Origin of the sequence: Streptomyces sp. NRRL B-24572, assembly GCF_002156145.1 — a bacterium.
GTDB classification, from domain to species: Bacteria; Actinomycetota; Actinomycetes; order Streptomycetales; family Streptomycetaceae; genus Streptomyces; species Streptomyces vietnamensis.
Window position 1 is genome coordinate 1 of the sequence record NZ_MWIG01000060.1, and the last position, 17,225, is coordinate 17,225.

The window sequence follows — 17,225 nt, forward strand, 5'->3', positions numbered from 1 at the left end:
CGTCACCGGCAGCGGCCGCGGACTCGGCCTCGCCTACGCCCGCTCGCTCGCCGCCGCCGGCGCCGCCGTGGTGATCAACGACGTGGATGCCGAAGCCGCCGCCGAGGCCGTGCGCCTGATCACCGCCGAGGGCGGAAAGGCCGTCGCCGAGGTGGTTCCCGTCGGCTCCACCGAGGCCGCCGAGGCGCTCGTCGCCCGAGCCGTCGACGCGTACGGCCGGCTCGACGTCATGGTCACCAACGCCGGCGTCCTGCGGGACCGGGTGCTGTGGAAGATGACGGACGAGGACTTCGACACCGTCGTCGAGGTGCACCTGCGAGGCACCTTCACCTGCGTCCGCGCCGCCGTCGAGCGGATGCGCGCCCAGGGCGAGGGCGGCCGGATCGTCGTCGCCGGCTCCCCCGCCGGGCAGCGCGGCAACTTCGGGCAGACCAACTACGCCGCGGCCAAGGCCGGGATCGCCGCCATGGTCCGCACCTGGGGCATGGAGCTGGCGAAGGCCGGCATCACCGCGAACGCCGTCATCCCGGTCGCCGCGACCGCGATGACCAAGACGATCCCCGTCTTCGCCCCGCACGTCGAGGCCCTGGAGCAGGAAGGCATCGCCTTCCCGGACAGCCTGCGCAAGGGCGAGGGCTTCGGCACGCCCGAGGACGTCGCGGGTCTGGTGACCTTCCTCGCCTCGGACGCCTCCGCCGGGGTGACCGGCCAGTGCGTCGGCATCGGCGGCGACAAGCTCTCCCTGTGGTCGCACCCGCGGGAGGTGTCGGTGGCGTACGCCGACGGGGGCTGGAGCGCCGAGGCGATCGCGGCCGCCTGGCCGGTGACCGTCGGGCGCACCCCCGAGACCTTCGGCATCCCGGCGCCGCAGCTGTGAGCGGCGACGGCCCGGTGCCCCCGATGGACGTGGACGCGCTCGTCGCGATCGACATGCACACCCACGCCGAGGTGTCGGAGAAGGGCGGGGCCTCGCTCTCCGCCGAGCTCGACGCCGCCGCGGGCGCGTACTTCAAGGCGGAGCACCGCCACCCGACGCTGCCGGAGATCGCCGCGTACTACCGCGAGCGGCGGATGGCCTGCGTGGTGTTCACGGTGGACGCGGAGTCGGCGACCGGCACCCCGCCCGTACCGAACGAGGAGATCGCCGAGGCGGCGCTGAAGAACCCGGACGTGATCATCCCGTTCGCCGGCGTCGATCCGTACAAGGGGAAGGCGGCGGTCCGTCAGATCCGGCGCCTCGTCGAGGAGTTCGGGGTCAGGGGCTTCAAGTTCCACCCGAACATCCAGGCCTTCCACCCCAACGACCGAATGGCCTACCCGCTGTACGAGGCGATCGAGGAGGCCGGCGCGATCGCGGTCTTCCACACCGGGCAGACGGGCATCGGCGCGGGCGCTCCCGGCGGCGGGGGCATCCGGCTGAAGTACTCGAACCCGATGGACGTGGACGACGTCGCCGCGGACTTCCCGGGGATGAGGATCGTCCTCGCCCACCCGTCCTTCCCCTGGCAGGACGAGGCGCTCGCGGTGGCCACCCACAAGCCGCAGGTGTACATCGACCTGTCGGGCTGGTCGCCGAAGTACTTTCCGCCGCAGCTGGTCCGGTACGCCAACAGCCTCCTGAAGGACAAGGTGCTGTTCGGCTCCGACTTCCCGCTGCTCGCCCCGGACCGCTGGCTGGCCGACTTCGCGGAGCTCCCGATCAAGGACGAGGTCCGTCCGAAGATCCTCAAGGAGAACGCGGCCCGCCTGCTCGGTCTCACCGGAAACTGAGGGGTATCCCATGCGCAACCAGGGCATCGGCTCCTGGCCCGCCCGCCGCGACCGCAGAACGCCGCGGCGCACCGCCCTCCTACACGAGGGCCGCGCGGTCGACTACGCCGAACTCCACGGCCGCTGCGTCCGGTTGGCCCACACCCTGCGGGGTGCCGGGGTCGACCGCGGTGACCGGGTGGCGTACCTCGGACCCAACCACCCGTCGTACCTGGAGACGCTCTTCGCGGCGGGCATTCTGGGAGCGGTGTTCGTCCCGCTCAACACCCGTCTCGCCGTACCGGAGCTGCTCCACCAGCTGACCGACTCGGGCAGCATCGTCCTGGTGCACGCCGGGCAGTCGGCCGAGCGGGTGAAGGAGTTGACGGAGGGAGCCGGCGTCGGCACCGTCCTCGCCGTGGACGGCGGACCGGGGTCCTCGTACGAGGAGCTGCTCGCGGCCGCGTCGACGGAGCCGATCGACGAGGAGGTGGGGCACGAGGACGTCTGCCTCATCATGTACACCTCGGGCACCACCGGCCGTTCCAAGGGCGCCGTCCTCACCCACGGCAACATCGTCTGGAACAGTCTCAACGTCCTCGTGGACACCGACATCGCCGGCGACGAGGTGGCCCTGGTCGCCGCACCGCTGTTCCACACCGGGGCCCTCAACATGAGCTGCCTGCCGATCCTCCTGAAGGGCGGCACGGTCCTCCTGGAGCCCTCCTTCGACGCGGAACGCACCCTGCGGCTCGTCGCACGGCACCGGGTGACCTACATGTTCGGTGTGCCGACGATGTTCGACGCGATGGCGGCGACCGCCGGGTGGGCAGGTGCGGACCTGACCAGTCTGCGCACCCTGCTCTGCGGCGGAGCCCCGGTGCCGACCCGCACCGCCCACGCCTACCTGGACCGCGGCCTCACCTTCGTCCAGGGGTACGGCATGACGGAGACCGCGCCGGGCGCCCTCATCCTGGACCGGGCCGACTCGCTGAGCCACGCCGGTTCGGCGGGCGTCCCGCACTTCTTCACCGACGTCCAGGTGCTGCTGCCCTCCGGCGAGGAGACGGGGCCCGGCGAGAAGGGCGAGGTCGTCGTCGCGGGACCGAACGTGACCCCGGGCTACTGGAACCTCCCGGAGGCGACCGCCGCGGCCTTCCGCGACGGGGGGCGCTTCCGGTCGGGCGACGTGGCCACGGTCGACGAGGACGGTTACGTCACGCTCGTCGACCGCCTCAAGGACATGATCATCTCGGGCGGGGAGAACATCTACCCGGTCGAGATCGAGGACGCCCTGCTCCTGCACCCGGACGTCGCCGAGGCGGCCGTCATCGGCGTGCCCGACGCCCGCTGGGGCGAGGTGGGGCGAGCCGTCGTCGTCACCCGCGCGGGCGCGACCGTCACCACGGAGGAGCTGATCGCCCACCTGGAGCCCCGGCTCGCCCGCTACAAGATCCCCAAGAGCGTCGTCCTCGCTCCGGAGCTCCCCCGCAACGCCACCGGAAAGCTGCTCAAGGCCCCGATCCGGGCGCTGTACGGCAACGACGCCGACGCCTGACCCTTCATCCCTTTGCACCAGAGGAGTACCACCATGGCTCTCACCGTCCACGGCATCGACGAGATCAAGGCCCAGGCGGGCGCCGACCTCGGCCACAGCTCCTGGGTCGAGATCGCCCAGCCGCGCGTCGACACCTTCGCCGACGCCACCGACGACCACCAGTGGATCCACGTCGACGCCGAGCGCGCCGCCGCGGGACCCTTCGGCGGCACCATCGCCCACGGCTATCTGACGCTCTCCCTGCTCATCCCGATGTGGAGCGAGCTGCTCCAGGTCGAGGGCGTGTCGATGGCCGTCAACTACGGCCTGAACAAGGTCCGTTTCCCCTCCCCCGTGCGCGTCGGCTCGAAGATCCGTACGCACGGCCGCGTGGTGTCCGTGGAGGACGTCAAGGGCGGAGTCGAGGTCGTCGTGGACCTCACCGTGGAGATCGACGGTGTCACCAAGCCGGCGTGCGTAGCGCAGGCGGTGTACCGCTTCTTCGCCTGATCCGCGTCGTACGGGGAAGAGGGCGGCTGCCGACGCGGCCGCCCCCTTTCGCGTACCACGCGACGGGCAGGTCGACGGCGGCGGATACGGTGGCCCCGCGCTTGTCCTTGTCAATGCCCCGAGGAGCCCCGACGATGCCGCAGACCGCCGAGGTCGAGGCCGAGCCCGAGACCGAGCCCGATCCCAAGGCCGCGGCAGAGGCGGAGGCGGAGGACGCACCCGGCGAGCTCGTAGGACCGCTGGAACGGGGGCTCGCCGTGCTCCGCGCGATGGCCACGGGATCCGACGTCCGCCACCGCCCCGGCGACCTCGCCCGGGCGACGGGACTCGCCCGTTCCACGATCGACCGGATCGCGACGACGCTCGTCCGCCTCGGCGTCCTCAGGGCGGAGGGACGCGAGCTGCTCCTCGCCCCCGGAGCCGCCGAACTCGGCAACGCCTACCTCGCCTCCAGCGGACTCCCCGAACTCCTCGGGCCGCACGTCGTCGCCCTCGCCGACGCGCTCGACGAGTCGGTGTCCCTGGCCGTCCCCGACCGCGACGGCGTCCGCTTCCTCACCCAGGCCACCCGCCGCCGCGCCACGGCGAGCTCCTTCCGGCCCGGTGGCCTCCTGCCGGCCGAGCGGTGCGCGCCCGGCGCCCTGTTCGCCGCGCAGTGGGACACGGCCGACCTCGAGCGGTGGCGGGCCCGGCGCGCGAAGGACCCGCAGGACACCGGCTTCCCCTCCGTACCGCCCCGCCCGGACGCCCCTCCCGACGAGGTCGAGGCCGAGTTCCTGGAGCGGGTACGGGAGGCCGGCGAAAGCGGCATGGCCGTGGACGACCAGACCATCGAGCCGGGGCTGCTCGCCGTCGCCCTTCCCGTACGGGGACCCGGTGGCGCGGTGGTCTGCGCGGTCGCTGTCGTCGGCCACACGAGCCGGCACAGCGCCGCGTCCCTCGTGGACACGGCCCTGCCGCCGCTGCGCCGGACGGTCGCGGCGATGGAGGCCGCGCTGGCGGCGGCACCGGTCGCCGCCGCACCCGCGAACGGCGTCCCGGCCCCCGTGGCCGTGCTCAAGAAGGAGCTCGGCTCGGGGTTCCTCCAGTCGCTCGCGCGCGGGCTCGACGTGCTGCGCGCCTTCGGGTCCGTCCGTGGTCCGGTGCGGCTCTCCGAACTCGCCCGGCTGACCGGGCTCCCCCGTGCGACGGCACGCCGGTCGCTGATCACCCTGCGGCATCTGGGGTACGTACGGGAGGAGTCCGGCGGCTTCGTCGTACTGCCCCGGGTCCTGGAGCTCGGCCACGCCCGCCTCTCCGGCCTGAGCCTGCCGGAGATCGCGACCCCGCACCTCGTCGACCTGGTCCTTCGCGTCCAGGAGTCCGCGTCCGTCGCCGTCCTCGACGGGGACGACATCCGGTACGTCGCACGGGTCGCCGGGACCCGCATCATGCACATCGACATCACGGTCGGCACCCGGCTCCCGGCGTACGCGACCTCGATGGGCCGCGTGCTGCTGGGCGACCTGTCCCCGGAGGAGCGCGCCTCGCGCCTCGGGCGGATCACGCCGTCGGCGCTGACCCCGTACACCGTGACGACCCACGAGGGGCTCGAAAAGGTCGTGTCGGCGACGGCCGCGCGCGGCTACGGGTGGGTGGAGCAGGAGTTGGAGGAGGGCCTGCGCTCCCTCGCGGTGGCCGTCACCGACGGCGAGGGCCGGGCGGTCGCGGCGGTCAACGTGGCGCTGCACGCGGGGCGGACCACACCGGAGGAGAGCCTTGCCGCGCTGCTGCCGGTGTTGCGGGGGGCGGCGGGGCGGATCAGTGCGGACGTGGCGGCGGTGGGCCGCTTCTCCCGGGTGCCGACGGGCTGACACCGCCCGTCTACGGACCCGCGCCCCGCCCGTTGCGGGCTGCGCCCGCCGGGGCGGCACCCCCGCTCACCCCCGTGTGGGCGATCGTCCCGCTGGGGCAAGGGGGTCCCCTGCCCGAACGGGACGATCGCCCACACGGGCGGGGCGGGGAGCGGGCGCACCTCCGCGCCGGGCGGGCCGTTGCGTCAGGCGGCCGCGCCCGGGGGGCGGAGGGCCGCCACCGCCGACAGCATCAGTTCCAGGGCGAACGGGTAGCCGCTGTCGCTCATGTCCGCCGCGAGCAGCGGGAACGTCGCCGCGATGTTCGGGTGGGTGTCGGGTGACAGTCGGCCGTACACCTCGTGCCAGACCTCCTCGTCCTTCTCCCGCGCCGCGGCCGGCAGGGCCGCCGCCGCCGCGTCCTGGGCGGCGAAGGCGAGGGCCTGGTCGACGAAGGCGTGGTAGATCCGGACGGCGAGGTCGTCGGGGAAGCCGGCGGTGCGGAGGATGCCGAGGACCCGTTCGACGGCCCGGGTCTCGTGGGGACGGCCGGTGGTGCGATGGGCCGCGAGGGCCGCGGCCTGCGGGTTGTTGCGGTAGCAGGAGTTGATGCGCAGCCCCATCGTACGAAGGTCGGTGCGCCAGTCTCCGGTCGCCGTCCAGCCCTCCTGCGCGCGGCCGATCATCTCGTCGGCGACGGCGAGGAGCAGGGCGTCGGTGTTGCGGAAGTAGCGGTAGAGGGCGGTGGGGTCGGCGCCGAGGGCGGCGCCCAGCCTCCGTACGGAGAGGGCTTCCGCGCCGTGCTGGGCGATCAGGCGCAGCGCGGTGTCGACGATGAGCCGCTCCGAGAGGACGGCGCCCTGTTTGGTGGGGCGGCGACGTTGCCGACTCCCTTCGGGAACGACGCGTTCGGACATGGCCGGAACATTACGTCACCATAGTTGACGTGTAAACGGCCATTCGGGGCGACCGCACGACCCCCTTGGCCGGATTCTTACGTCAACGCCATTGACGTGTGAACCGCCCTCCCGCTTGCATGGCGCCCACCAACCCACACCACCTGTTCTGGAGCGCCCATGACCACGGCCGATCTGGTCTTCACCCGCGGTCCCGTCTTCACTGCGGACCCGGCCCGCACCCGGGCGACCTCGCTCGCCGTCGTCGGCGAGCGGATCGCGGCCGTCGGCCACGACGAGGTACGGGACCTCATCGGGCCGTCCACCGAAGTGGTCGATCTGGAAGGGAAGTTGCTGCTCCCCGGCTTCCAGGACGCCCACATCCACGCCGTCGGCGGCGGCAAGGAGCTGGCCGAATGCGATCTGACCGGCACGGTCGGCGTCGCCGAGTACCTGGAGCGGATCCGCGAGTACGCGGACGCCCACCCGGAGAAGGCCTGGATCACCGGCGGCGGCTGGTCCATGGAGAGCTTCGAGGGCGGCCTGCCCACCCGGCAGCTGCTCGACTCCGTCGTCCCCGACCGGCCGGTGCTGCTGTCGAACCGGGACCACCACGGCGCCTGGGCCAACTCCCGTGCCCTTGAGCTCGCCGGCCTCACCGCCACCACCCCCGACCCGGCCGACGGCCGGATCGAGCGGGAGGCGGACGGCACCCCGAGCGGCACGCTCCAGGAGGGCGCGATCGGCCTGGTCGGCCGGCTGGTGCCGGAGGCCACGGCCGGGGAACGGCTCGCCGGTCTGCTGCGGGCCCAGAAGCTGCTGCACTCGCTCGGCATCACCGCCTGGCAGGACGCGCTGCTCGGCTCCTTCGGCGGCATGGCCGACCCGTCGGAGGCGTACATGGCCGCCGCCCTCGACGGCTCACTGACCGCCCGGGTGACCGGCGCGCTCTGGTGGGACCGGGAGCGGGGCGCCGAACAGATCCCGGAACTGGTCGCCCGGCGCGAGAAGCTGAGCGCCGGCCGGTTCCGCGCCGGCTCGGTCAAGATCATGCAGGACGGCATCGCGGAGAACTTCACCGCCGCCATGACCACCCCTTACCTGGACGGCTGCGGCTGCGCCACCGCCAACAGCGGGCTGAGCTTCGTCGACCCCGAGGCGCTGCGCGGGTACGTGACCGAGCTCGACGCCCTCGACTTCCAGGTCCACTTCCACGCCCTGGGCGACCGGGCCGTCCGTGAGGCCCTGGACGCCCTCGAGGCGGCGATCGCCGCCAACGGGCGCCGCGGCAACCGCCACCACCTGGCCCACCTCCAGGTCGTCCACCCCGACGACCTGTCCCGCTTCGCGGCGCTCGGCGCCATCGCGAACATCCAGCCGCTGTGGGCCGCGCACGAGCCGCAGATGGACGAGCTGACCATCCCGTTCCTGGGTGCCGAACGCGCCGCCTGGCAGTACCCGTTCGGCGACCTCGTCCGGGCCGGGGCCACCCTCGCCGCCGGCAGCGACTGGCCGGTCAGCAGCCCGGACCCGATCGAGGGCATCCACGTCGCGGTCAACCGCCGCGACCCCGAGGCCACCGACGACCGGGTCTTCTACGCCGAGCAGCGCCTCGACCTCACCACGGCGCTCGCCGCGTACACCGCGGGCACCGCGCACGTGAACGGTCTCGACGACACCGGCAGCCTGCGCCCCGGCCACCTGGCCGACCTGGTCGTCCTGGACCGCGACATCCTCACCGGCCCGCCGGAGGAGATCGCCGAGGCCCGGGTGGAGCGGACCTACGTCGGCGGACAGCTGGTCCACTCGGTCTGACCGGTGCCTACGCCGACGGCCTGACCGACGAACCCCGCACGTCCAGACGCGTCGGCACGAGCGTCCCGGCCGGCTCCCGGCGGCCGTGCTCCAGGACCGCGACCAGGTGCTCCACACCGGCCTCCGCGACCGCCTCGGGCCGCAGGCTCAGCGTGGTCACCGGCGGTTCGGTGTGCAGGGCCGTGGCGTCCTCGCTGACCAGGACGACCAGCAGGTCGTCCGGGACCTCGTACCCGTGGCGGCGCGCCGCCTCCAGGACGAGGGGCGGGCTCGCCTCGGCCACCACCAGGAGGGCGTCGGGGCGCTCCGGCCCCTCGGCGGTCAGGGCGGTCTCGACGGCGCGCACCACCGGCCCGTTGCCGGCCTCCGCGACGCGTACCGCCCGTTCCGGCAGGCCGTGGGCGGCGCACCACTCCCGGTGGGCCGCGTACACCCCCGCGTGGAAGCGGGTGGTGCTGTCCGGCACGACGAGGACGGGCCTGCGGGCCCCCTGCTCCCGGAGGTGGTCGAGGGTCTCGCGGACGGCGCGGCCCCCGTCGACGTCCACCCAGTACGCCCCCGGCAGCCCCTCGACGGATCGGTCCGTGAAGACGGGGATGCCGGCGGCGAGGAGGCTCTCGACGACCGGGTCGTCGGCGACGGGGTCGGCGACGACCACGGCGTCGAGGGACAGGTCGGCCCACTCGCTCTGCAGGGAGCCGGCGGGCAGCAGCACCACGGCGTAGCCGCGGCGCAGCGCGGTGGCCGCGGTGGCACCGGTCAGTCTTGCGAAGTACGGCGACTCGAGAAAGGTCCAGGGAGTGGCGGCGAACTCGCCGACCACGTATCCGATCAGCCTGGCCCGTCCCGCGCGCAGCTGGCGCGCGCTGGCGTTGGGCCGGTAGCCCATTCTGCGCGCGGTCTCGCGGGCCCTCTCCCGCACTTCGGGGGAGAGTCTGCCGGTGCCGTTGAGCGCCGCCGAGACGGTCGTCTTGGACAGGCCCGCCTCGCGGGCCACGTCGACGAGGCGGACGCGCGGGATGGGCGGCGAGGGCTGCCCGCCGTGCCGTGAAGCTTCGGTCATGGGGTGATGCTGCCACCCTCGTGACCTGTGCGAAACCGTTCCCGCAAAGTCGGTCGCAGGTCTTGTGCGGGAACGTTCCCGCACCAATACTCGCTCCATCCCCCCGAGCCCGTCACTACACCTGTAAAGGGGTGGGTCCCTCCCCATGCGCATCCCCAGAGCCCTCGCGCTTCTCGTCTGTACCGCCGCCCTCGCGGCCACCACGTCCGCCTGCTCCGGCGCCACGAAGCCGCCCGCCGCCGGCGGCGGCACGAACTTCGAGGTCAGCCCGACCTCCCCGCCCGCGCAGGGCCCGCTGGACTCCTTCACCTGGTCCCTGTACGCCGAGCCGTACACGCTCGACTACGCCCTCGCGTACGACTACCCGCCGAACACCGTGCTCGCCAACGTGTGCGAGCAGCTGCTGCGGGTCACGCCCGACATGAAGATCGTGCCCGGCCTCGCCGTGAAGTGGTCGCAGCCCGACCCGCGCACCCTCGTCTACACCCTGCGGCCCGGGGTGAAGTTCCACGACGGCACCACCATGACCGCCGACGACGTGGTCGCCTCCCTCAAGCGCCAGATGGACCCGAAGACCGGCTCCCCGTGGGGCTCCTCCTTCAAGTCCGTCGACGCCATCGAGAAGACCGGCCCCCTGGAGGTGACGATCCGCCTCGGCAAGGAGGACGTCCTCTTCTCCGAGCTGATGGCCGCCTCCCCCGGCACCGTCGTCAGCGCCGCCTCGCTGAAGAAGGAGGGCAAGGACTACGGAACCCCCAAGGGCAAGCTGAACTGCACCGGTCCGTACGCCCTCGACTCCTGGGCCCAGGGCGACAGCATCACGCTGAAGAAGAACGCCGCCTACTGGGACAAGTCGCTCACCCCGAAGTCCGAGAAGGTGAAGTTCACCTTCGTCGAGGACGCCTCGGCCCGCTCCAACGCCCTCCTCTCCGGTGCCGCCGACGGCGGCTACCTGGTCCCGTCCTCCTCCTTCGCCCAGCTGAAGGCCGGCAACAAGGGCACTCTCCTCTTCGGCCCCAACACCGCCGCCGCCGACCTCGCGGTCCTCGACTTCCACGGCCCGCTCGGCAACCTCAAGGTCCGCAAGGCCCTGTCGATGGCCCTCGACCGGAAGAACATCATCAAGGCGGCGGCCGGCGGCGTCGGCGTCCCCGCCAAGGCCCCCGCCGCGCGCGGCGCCTGGGCGCTGGCCCCGCAGAAGACGGCGGAGCTCTACGACACGCTGCCCGAGCCCGTGTACGACGTCGAGGCCGCGAAGAAGCTCGTCCAGGAGGCCCACGCGAGCGGCCGGACGATCACCATCGTGACCAGCACCCTGGCGCCGGAGATCAGCGTCGTCGCCAACGCCGTCCAGGACGCCGGCCGCCGGATCGGCCTCAACGTCGTGCTGAAGCCGGTCTCGCCCGACGCGTACAGCAGCATCTTCGTCGACCCGGCCGCGCGCGAGGGCCTCGACCTGGTCATCACCAACGGCTACGACAACACGCCCGACCCGCTGGAGTTCTACCAGTACCTGCACACCGGCGACTTCGGGAACTACGGCCGCTGGTCGGACGCCGAGTACGACGTCGCCTTCGACAAGGCCAACTCCGAGCCCGACCCGGCCAAGCGCGCCGAACTCACCGCGAAGCTCCAGAAGATCGCGATGGAAGAGCTGCCCATCATCCCCGTGTACGAGGCGCCCTACTCGGTCTACCTCGGCAAGCGGATCACCGGCGCCCCGACCGGCATCTCCCAGCTCTACTTCCCGTGGGCCGCGACGATCGGGGCCCCCAAGCGATGACGCGCTACCTCGTCGGACGGCTCCTCGGCCTGGCGGCGGTGCTGTTCGTGACCTCCCTCGTGGTCTTCGGCTCCGTCCACCTGGCCCCCGGCGACCCGGTGTCGTTCCTCCTGCACGGCCGCCCCGCGACCCCCTCGGCCGTGGCGGCCCTGCGGGCGGAGCACCACCTCGACGACCCGCTGGTCACGCAGTACGCGAAGTGGCTCGGTGGAGTGCTGAGCGGCGACTTCGGCCGCTCGGCCCAGTACCACCAGGACGTGGCCTCGCTCATCGGCTCCCAGCTGCCCGGCACCGCGCTGCTCGTCGGCTACGCCGCCGTGCTCGTCGCGGTGTTCGGGATCGCGGCCGGCATCCTCGGCGCGCTGCGCCCCGGCGTCCCGGACCGGGCGGTGCTCATCGGCACCGGTGTCGCCACCGCCACGCCCTCGTTCGTGACGGCCATCGCGCTCGTCTCGCTCTTCTCCGTGCAGCTCGGCTGGTTCCCGGGGCCGGGCGGCGGCACCCCGGCGGGCCTCTCCGAGCGGCTGTACCAGCTGACCCTGCCGTCCTTCGCCCTGGCGCTGTCCTTCGCGGGACTCCTCGCCCGGGTGACCCGTTCGGCGATGCTCGACGAACTCGGGCGCGAGCACGTCGAGGTGGCGCGGGCCCGGGGCGTCGCGGGCCGGTCCGTGGTCCGCCGGCACGTCCTGCGCAACGCCCTCGGCCCCGTCGTCACCGTCGGCGGCACCATGCTCGCCGGCCTCCTCGTCTCCACCTCGATCGTCGAGACCGCCTTCGACGTCCCCGGGCTCGGCTCGCTGCTCGTGCAGTCCGTGACCGCGAAGGACTTCGCCGTCGTGCAGGCGATCACGCTGCTCAGCGTGGCGGCCTTCGTCCTCGTCAACCTCGTCGTCGACCTGCTCGCCCCGCTCATCGACCCCCGTCTCTCCCTCGGGGAAGGCTCCTCATGACCTCCACCACCTCCGCGGTGCCGTACCGCAGGCCGGGCTTCCGCGCCCTGCGCCTGTTCGGCCAGGGACCGCTCTTCGCGGTCTCGGTCGCGGTGCTCGCCCTGCTCGTCCTGGTCGCCCTGCTCGCGCCCGTCCTCACCCCGTACGGCCCCGAGGCGCTCGACCTGTCGGCGAGTCTCGCCGGCACCACGGGCGACCACCTGCTCGGCACCGACCAGTCGGGCCGGGACATCCTGTCCCGGCTGCTGGTCGGCGCCCGCACCGGGCTGCTCGGGCCGCTGCTCGTCGTCGCCGTCTCCACGCTGCTCGGCACGCTCCTCGGCGTGGTGGCGGCCTGGCGCGGCGGCTGGGTGGACACGGTGCTCTCCCGGTCCATGGACCTGGTCTTCGCGATCCCCGGTCTGCTGCTCGCGATCCTCCTCGTGTCGGTCGTCGGCGAGGGGCTCACCGCTCCGGTGATCGCCATGTCCGTCGCCTACACCCCGTACGTGGGCCGGCTCGTCCGCGGCATCGCGCGGCAGGAGAAGGCCCGGCCGTACATCGAGGCGTACCGGGTGCAGGGCTGGTCCGGCTGGACCGTGTGCGTGCGCCATCTGCTGCCCAACATCGCGCCGACGGTCTTCGCCCAGTCCGCGATGAACTTCGGGTACGCCCTGATGGACCTGGCGGCGCTGTCCTTCCTCGGCTTCGGGGTGCAGCCGCCGGCCGCCGACTGGGGCGCCATGATCAACGAGGGGCAGGCGGCCGTCCTGCAGGGGGCGATGCTGCCGGCCCTCGCGCCCTCCGCGTGCATCGTGCTCGCCGTGGTGGCGTTCGGCATCGTCGGCGAGGGGCTCGCCGACCGGATCGCGAAGCGGGAACGGTGAACGCGATGAGTACGGTGCCGAAAGCACCCCTTCCGAAGACCGCGCCGGTCCTGGAGATCGAGGGCCTCGGCGTCCGCCTCGCCGGCGACCGGGCCGCCCGGCCGATCCTGGACGGGGTGAGCCTGACGGTGCGGCCCGGGGAGACCGTCGGTCTGGTCGGCGAGTCCGGCTCCGGCAAGTCCGTGGCCTGCCGCAGCGTCCTCGGGCTGCTGCCCGGGGGCGCCCGCGCCGAGGGGGAGGTTCGGGTCGCGGGGCGGAACGTCCTCGCGATGAACCGCGCCGAGCTCACCGCGCTGCGCGCCCGGCAGGTCTCGATGGTCTTCCAGGACCCGCGCGCCTCCGTCAACCCGCTGCGGCGGGTGGGCGACTTCCTCACCGAGGGGCTGCGCGCGGCCGGGACCCCGGCCGCACAGGCCACCGCACGCGCCGAGGAACTCCTCGACGCGGTCGGCATCCGCGACCCGCGCGGCGCGCTGCGCCGCCACCCGCACCAGTTCTCCGGCGGCATGCTCCAGCGGGTCGTCATCGCGGCGGCCCTCGCGAGCGAGCCGGCCCTCCTCGTCGCCGACGAGCCGACGACCGCGCTCGACGTCACCACCCAGGCCGAGGTCATCTCGATCCTGGCACGGCTGCGGGCCGAGCGGGGCACGGGCATGCTGTTCGTCACCCACGACCTCGAACTGGCCGCGTCCGTCTGCGACCGCGTGTACGTCATGTACGCGGGCCGGATCGTGGAGACCCGGTCCACGGACGAGCTGTTCGACCGGCCCCGGCACCCGTACACGGCGGGCCTGCTCGCCTGCACCCCGCGTCTCGAACCGGACGCACCGGCCCCCCGGCCCATCCCGGGCCGCCCCGTCTCCCTCTCGGAGGCCCCGCCCGGCTGCTCCTTCGCCGCGCGCTGCGCCCACGCGGTGCCGCGCTGCACGGAGGAGAAGCCCGTGCTCGTACGCCACGGGGACGGGCTCGCCGCCTGCCACCGTGCCGAAGAAGGGATCACCCTGTGACCGTCGCACCCGTCTCGATCGAGGAAGGGCTGGTCGTCGAGGGCCTGCGCAAGCGGTACGGGGACCACACGGCCGTCGACGACGTGTCCTTCGCCCTCGCTCCCGGGTCCTGCCTCGCGCTCGTCGGGGAGTCCGGCAGCGGCAAGACGACCACCGTCCGGATGCTGGTCGGCCTGGAGCGCCCCGACGGCGGCACGGTCCACCTCGGCGGCCGGGACCGCTCCACCCTGCCCCGGGGGCGGGCCGAACGGCTCGCCAGGGCCCGGGAGATCCAGATGGTCTTCCAGGACCCGTACCTGTCGCTCGACCCCCGGATCACCGTCTCGGGCTGCCTGGACGAGGTCCTGCGCCTGCACACCGACCTCGACCAGGCGGGCCGGAAGGCCCGGGTCGGCGAGCTCCTCGACCAGGTCGGCCTCGGCGCGCGCGAGGCCTCGGCCCTGCCCCGGGGCCTCTCCGGCGGGCAGCGGCAGCGCGTGGCGATCGCCCGCGCCCTCGCCGTGGAGCCCAGGGTCCTCGTCCTCGACGAGGCGGTCGCCGCGCTCGACGTGTCGATCCAGGCGCAGATCCTCGAACTCCTCGGCACGATCCGCCGCGAGTCGGGCATCGGCTACCTGTTCGTCACCCACGACCTCGCGGTGGTCCGGCACATCGCGGACGAGGTCCTGGTGCTGAAGTCCGGCCGGGTCGTGGAGACGGGCCCGACCGCGCAGGTCCTGGACCGGCCGGAACACCCGTACACCCGGCTCCTCCTGGACTCCGTGCCCCGGCGGACCAGGCGGCCCGCGGGGCAGGGGTGACCCCCGCCTCCCCGGCCCACGGGGGCCGGGGAGGCGGGCCCGTCAGTCCCCCGGGTGCCGTCAGCCCCTCGGGTGCCGTCAGCCCCTCGGGTGCCGTCAGCCCCGCAGATACCGTCAGTCCCTCAGGCGGGCGAGGACCGCGCGCATGGACCGCTCCAGGACCGCGCGGGACTCGTCGGTGGGGTCGACCAGTTCGAAGGCGTGGTGGCCGTTCGGCGCGTCGATGATCTCGACGTCGGCCCCACGCTCCTTCGCGACGGTCAGGAACTCCTCGACGGTCGCCGCGATGACCTCGTGTTCCAGACCCGCGCGGGTGAGGACGACCGGCGGTCCGTCCACCGTGCCCACGGTCTCCACCGGGCGGAAGCGGGACTCCACCATCTCCCAACCGGGCAGCGGTGCCAGAGCCGGATAGTTGGCCGCCACACACCGCAGCCACGGCGTGGGCGCGGCGAGCCAGTCCGCGGTGAGGAGCCCGCCGGTGGAGAAGAACCAGAGCGCGATCCGGTCCCCGTCGACGCGCGGATCGGCGCGGACCTGCTCGACGGCCTCGGCGAGGTCCTGGGCGGCCCGGGGATAGTCGGCGAGGCCGTGGAGCCGAAGGTCCACGGTGACTCCGACGACGCCCGCGCCCGCCGCGTAGCGGCCGTATCCCAGGAAGCACGGCGTGTCCCGCGGGGTGGGCCGCCGGTCGGGGTCGATGGGGCCGCCGTGGACGAAGACGATCGCCGGCCGGGGCCCGTCGGCGTCCGGGAGGTGGAGGTCGACCCGTCCGATCCGGTCGCGCGGCCGCTCCGGCAGGTCGAGGAGGAAGGGCAGGAGGTGGGACGGCTGCTCGTGCCCGTCCTCGGGAGCGGTCACCCGGTGGCCCTCGCCGGCCGCCGCGCGGAGCAGCACCTCGGCCAGGTCTCCCGGCGCGGAGAGCATCGGCCAGTGCCCAGTGGCGAGTTCGAAGAAGCGGAACCGCTCCTCGGTGAACACCCGGAACTGGGGCGGGCCCGAGGCCACCGCCATCTCGACCATGGCGATGCTCTGCCCGTTGGCGGCGCACAGGACGCCGGTGGTCGGCAGGGCGGCCGCGGCGCCGGTCAGGCGGAGCGGTTCGGTGAGCGTGCCGGCCGGCTGGGGCGCGGCCTCGCGTTCCAGGCGTACGAGGGCCTCGGCGGGGATCCCCTCGACGCTGCCCCAGCGCGGCCAGGCGCCGGGCGCCGGCGGCGGGACCGCCGCGTCGGGGCGCCCGGCCAGCAGCTCGCGGACCTCCGGGTCGGGTACGGAGCGGACGGCGGCCTCGCCGGCCGCCGGGGGTCCCGTGTCCACGGAGACGATCCGGGCGACGCGTCCGGCCCGCCGGTCGGCGGCGCCGAACACCGGGTGCAGGCCGTACCCGTGGCCGACGAGGACCACCTCGGCCTCCGTGAGCCCGTCGACGAGCCGGACGAGTTCCTCGATGTGCGTCTCCAGGCCGGTTCCGGGACCGGCCTCGTCACGCCGGTCCCCCATCCCGGTCAGGGTCACCGGGTACGCCTCCGCTCCCGCCGCGCGCAGCCGGGCGGCGGTCTCCTCCCACACCCAGCCGCCGGTGAAGGTGTCCGACACCAGCACGAACGCCGTCATGACCGTCTCCTCTGTCTCTTCGGGGGATGTCTCGCGGTCACGCTAGGAACTCCCCCTGCGGGAGATTCAAGGGACCTGTTCGGGGCGGTCCGGCCGGAGGTCAGAATGGACGGGTCCGAAGGTGTTCGGAGCCCGCTGAAAGAGGTTCACCTCGTGTTGTCCGACGGCCTGTGGAGCATCGGGGAGCTGGCCGCGCGGGCGGGTGTCACGGTCAAGACCGTGCGGTTCTACTCCGATCGCGGTCTGCTGCCGGAGGCGGCCCGCAGTTCCGGGGGCCATCGCAGGTACGGGGCAGAGGCGCTCGACCGGCTGCGGTTCATCCGGTCCCTGCGCGCCCTCGATCTGCCGGTTCCGGAGGTGGAGCGGGTCCTGGAGCGGGACGGGGCCGACGAGGTCCTCGAGGAGGCCGTCGCGGGGCAACTGCGGGACGTGGGATCCCAGTTGGTGGCGCTGCGCTGGAAGGAGGCGTCCCTGCGGCTGCTCCAGGAGTGCGCCGCCGGGGAACGCGCGGAACGGCTGCGGCTGCTCGGCGCGCTGCCCGCCCCGCCGGACACGGACGCCCTGGCCCGGTTCTGGCGGCGGGCCCTGCCGGCGCGGCTGCCGGGCCGTGTGGTGTCCATGGTCCTCGACGCGGTGGTGCCGCAGCCTCCGGAGGAGCCGGGCACCGACCAGGTGCTCGCCTTCGCCCGGCTGCACGCGCTCGTCACCGACCCGCGGCTCGAACGGCCGGAGTTCCGGCCCTCGCCGCCGCTCCCGGACGGCGCGTACCGTCCGGTCGTGCTCTACGAGGGCCTCGCCGAGGC

Annotated in this window: 15 protein-coding genes; 12 read left to right on the forward strand and 3 right to left on the reverse strand. The window is 73.5% G+C overall.

Annotated elements, in window-relative coordinates:
- The 5 genes from CCN56_RS03870 to CCN56_RS03890 all read left to right on the forward strand — a co-directional run.
- Nucleotides 1-877, forward strand: an 877-nt coding sequence (locus CCN56_RS03870) for an SDR family oxidoreductase (protein ID WP_086823624.1), incomplete at its 5' end; no start/stop codon positions are given.
- Nucleotides 878-900: 23 nt separating this feature from the next.
- A complete protein-coding gene (locus tag CCN56_RS03875) occupies nucleotides 901-1,770 on the forward strand; it encodes an amidohydrolase family protein (RefSeq protein ID WP_086823650.1) in 870 nt (289 codons plus the stop codon).
- Between the two features lie 10 nt (nucleotides 1,771-1,780).
- Nucleotides 1,781-3,307, forward strand: coding sequence for a long-chain fatty acid--CoA ligase (locus CCN56_RS03880; protein ID WP_086823626.1), 1,527 nt, complete (start codon nucleotides 1,781-1,783; stop codon nucleotides 3,305-3,307).
- A 33-nt stretch (nucleotides 3,308-3,340) separates the two neighbouring features.
- Entirely contained in the window at nucleotides 3,341-3,796 is a 456-nt protein-coding gene (locus tag CCN56_RS03885; protein ID WP_086823628.1) for a MaoC family dehydratase, read from the forward strand.
- Nucleotides 3,797-3,930: 134 nt separating this feature from the next.
- A complete protein-coding gene (locus tag CCN56_RS03890; RefSeq protein WP_086823630.1) occupies nucleotides 3,931-5,649 on the forward strand; it encodes an IclR family transcriptional regulator C-terminal domain-containing protein in 1,719 nt (572 codons plus the stop codon).
- A 185-nt stretch (nucleotides 5,650-5,834) separates the two neighbouring features.
- Here the strand turns inward: CCN56_RS03890 and CCN56_RS03895 are convergent, their stop codons facing one another.
- Complete coding sequence (locus tag CCN56_RS03895) at nucleotides 5,835-6,545, reverse strand: TetR/AcrR family transcriptional regulator (protein ID WP_086823632.1); 711 nt, start codon at nucleotides 6,543-6,545, stop codon at nucleotides 5,835-5,837.
- Between the two features lie 159 nt (nucleotides 6,546-6,704).
- Between CCN56_RS03895 and CCN56_RS03900 the strand changes: the two genes are divergently transcribed.
- The gene (locus CCN56_RS03900; protein ID WP_086823635.1) at nucleotides 6,705-8,339 is read left to right on the forward strand and encodes an amidohydrolase; all 1,635 of its coding nucleotides are present in this window, start codon (nucleotides 6,705-6,707) and stop codon (nucleotides 8,337-8,339) included.
- A 7-nt stretch (nucleotides 8,340-8,346) separates the two neighbouring features.
- Here CCN56_RS03900 and CCN56_RS03905 read toward each other — a convergent pair whose 3' ends face one another.
- Nucleotides 8,347-9,402 carry a LacI family DNA-binding transcriptional regulator gene (locus CCN56_RS03905; RefSeq protein ID WP_086823637.1) on the reverse strand — a complete coding sequence of 352 codons (1,056 nt, stop codon included), beginning with the start codon at nucleotides 9,400-9,402 and terminating at the stop codon, nucleotides 8,347-8,349.
- A gap of 145 nt (nucleotides 9,403-9,547) precedes the next feature.
- Between CCN56_RS03905 and CCN56_RS03910 the strand changes: the two genes are divergently transcribed.
- The 5 genes from CCN56_RS03910 to CCN56_RS03930 are packed head-to-tail and all read left to right on the forward strand — an operon-like array spanning nucleotide 9,548 to nucleotide 14,808.
- Entirely contained in the window at nucleotides 9,548-11,185 is a 1,638-nt protein-coding gene (locus CCN56_RS03910) for an ABC transporter substrate-binding protein (RefSeq protein ID WP_086823638.1), read from the forward strand.
- The gene (locus CCN56_RS03915) at nucleotides 11,182-12,135 is read left to right on the forward strand and encodes an ABC transporter permease (RefSeq protein ID WP_086823640.1); all 954 of its coding nucleotides are present in this window, start codon (nucleotides 11,182-11,184) and stop codon (nucleotides 12,133-12,135) included. Before CCN56_RS03910 ends, CCN56_RS03915 begins: the two co-directional genes overlap by 4 nt.
- Entirely contained in the window at nucleotides 12,132-13,001 is an 870-nt protein-coding gene (locus CCN56_RS03920) for an ABC transporter permease (protein ID WP_086823642.1), read from the forward strand. Before CCN56_RS03915 ends, CCN56_RS03920 begins: the two co-directional genes overlap by 4 nt.
- A 5-nt stretch (nucleotides 13,002-13,006) precedes the next feature.
- A complete protein-coding gene (locus CCN56_RS03925; RefSeq protein WP_086823654.1) occupies nucleotides 13,007-14,008 on the forward strand; it encodes an ABC transporter ATP-binding protein in 1,002 nt (333 codons plus the stop codon).
- Nucleotides 14,005-14,808 carry an ABC transporter ATP-binding protein gene (locus CCN56_RS03930; protein ID WP_256961719.1) on the forward strand — a complete coding sequence of 268 codons (804 nt, stop codon included), beginning with the start codon at nucleotides 14,005-14,007 and terminating at the stop codon, nucleotides 14,806-14,808. Before CCN56_RS03925 ends, CCN56_RS03930 begins: the two co-directional genes overlap by 4 nt.
- A 114-nt stretch (nucleotides 14,809-14,922) precedes the next feature.
- Here the strand turns inward: CCN56_RS03930 and CCN56_RS03935 are convergent, their stop codons facing one another.
- Nucleotides 14,923-16,422 carry an alpha/beta fold hydrolase gene (locus tag CCN56_RS03935; protein ID WP_086823647.1) on the reverse strand — a complete coding sequence of 500 codons (1,500 nt, stop codon included), beginning with the start codon at nucleotides 16,420-16,422 and terminating at the stop codon, nucleotides 14,923-14,925.
- 153 nt (nucleotides 16,423-16,575) lie between these two features.
- Here CCN56_RS03935 and CCN56_RS03940 point away from each other — a divergent pair.
- On the forward strand, nucleotides 16,576-17,225 hold a 650-nt coding region (locus CCN56_RS03940), incomplete at its 3' end, for a MerR family transcriptional regulator (RefSeq protein ID WP_256961720.1).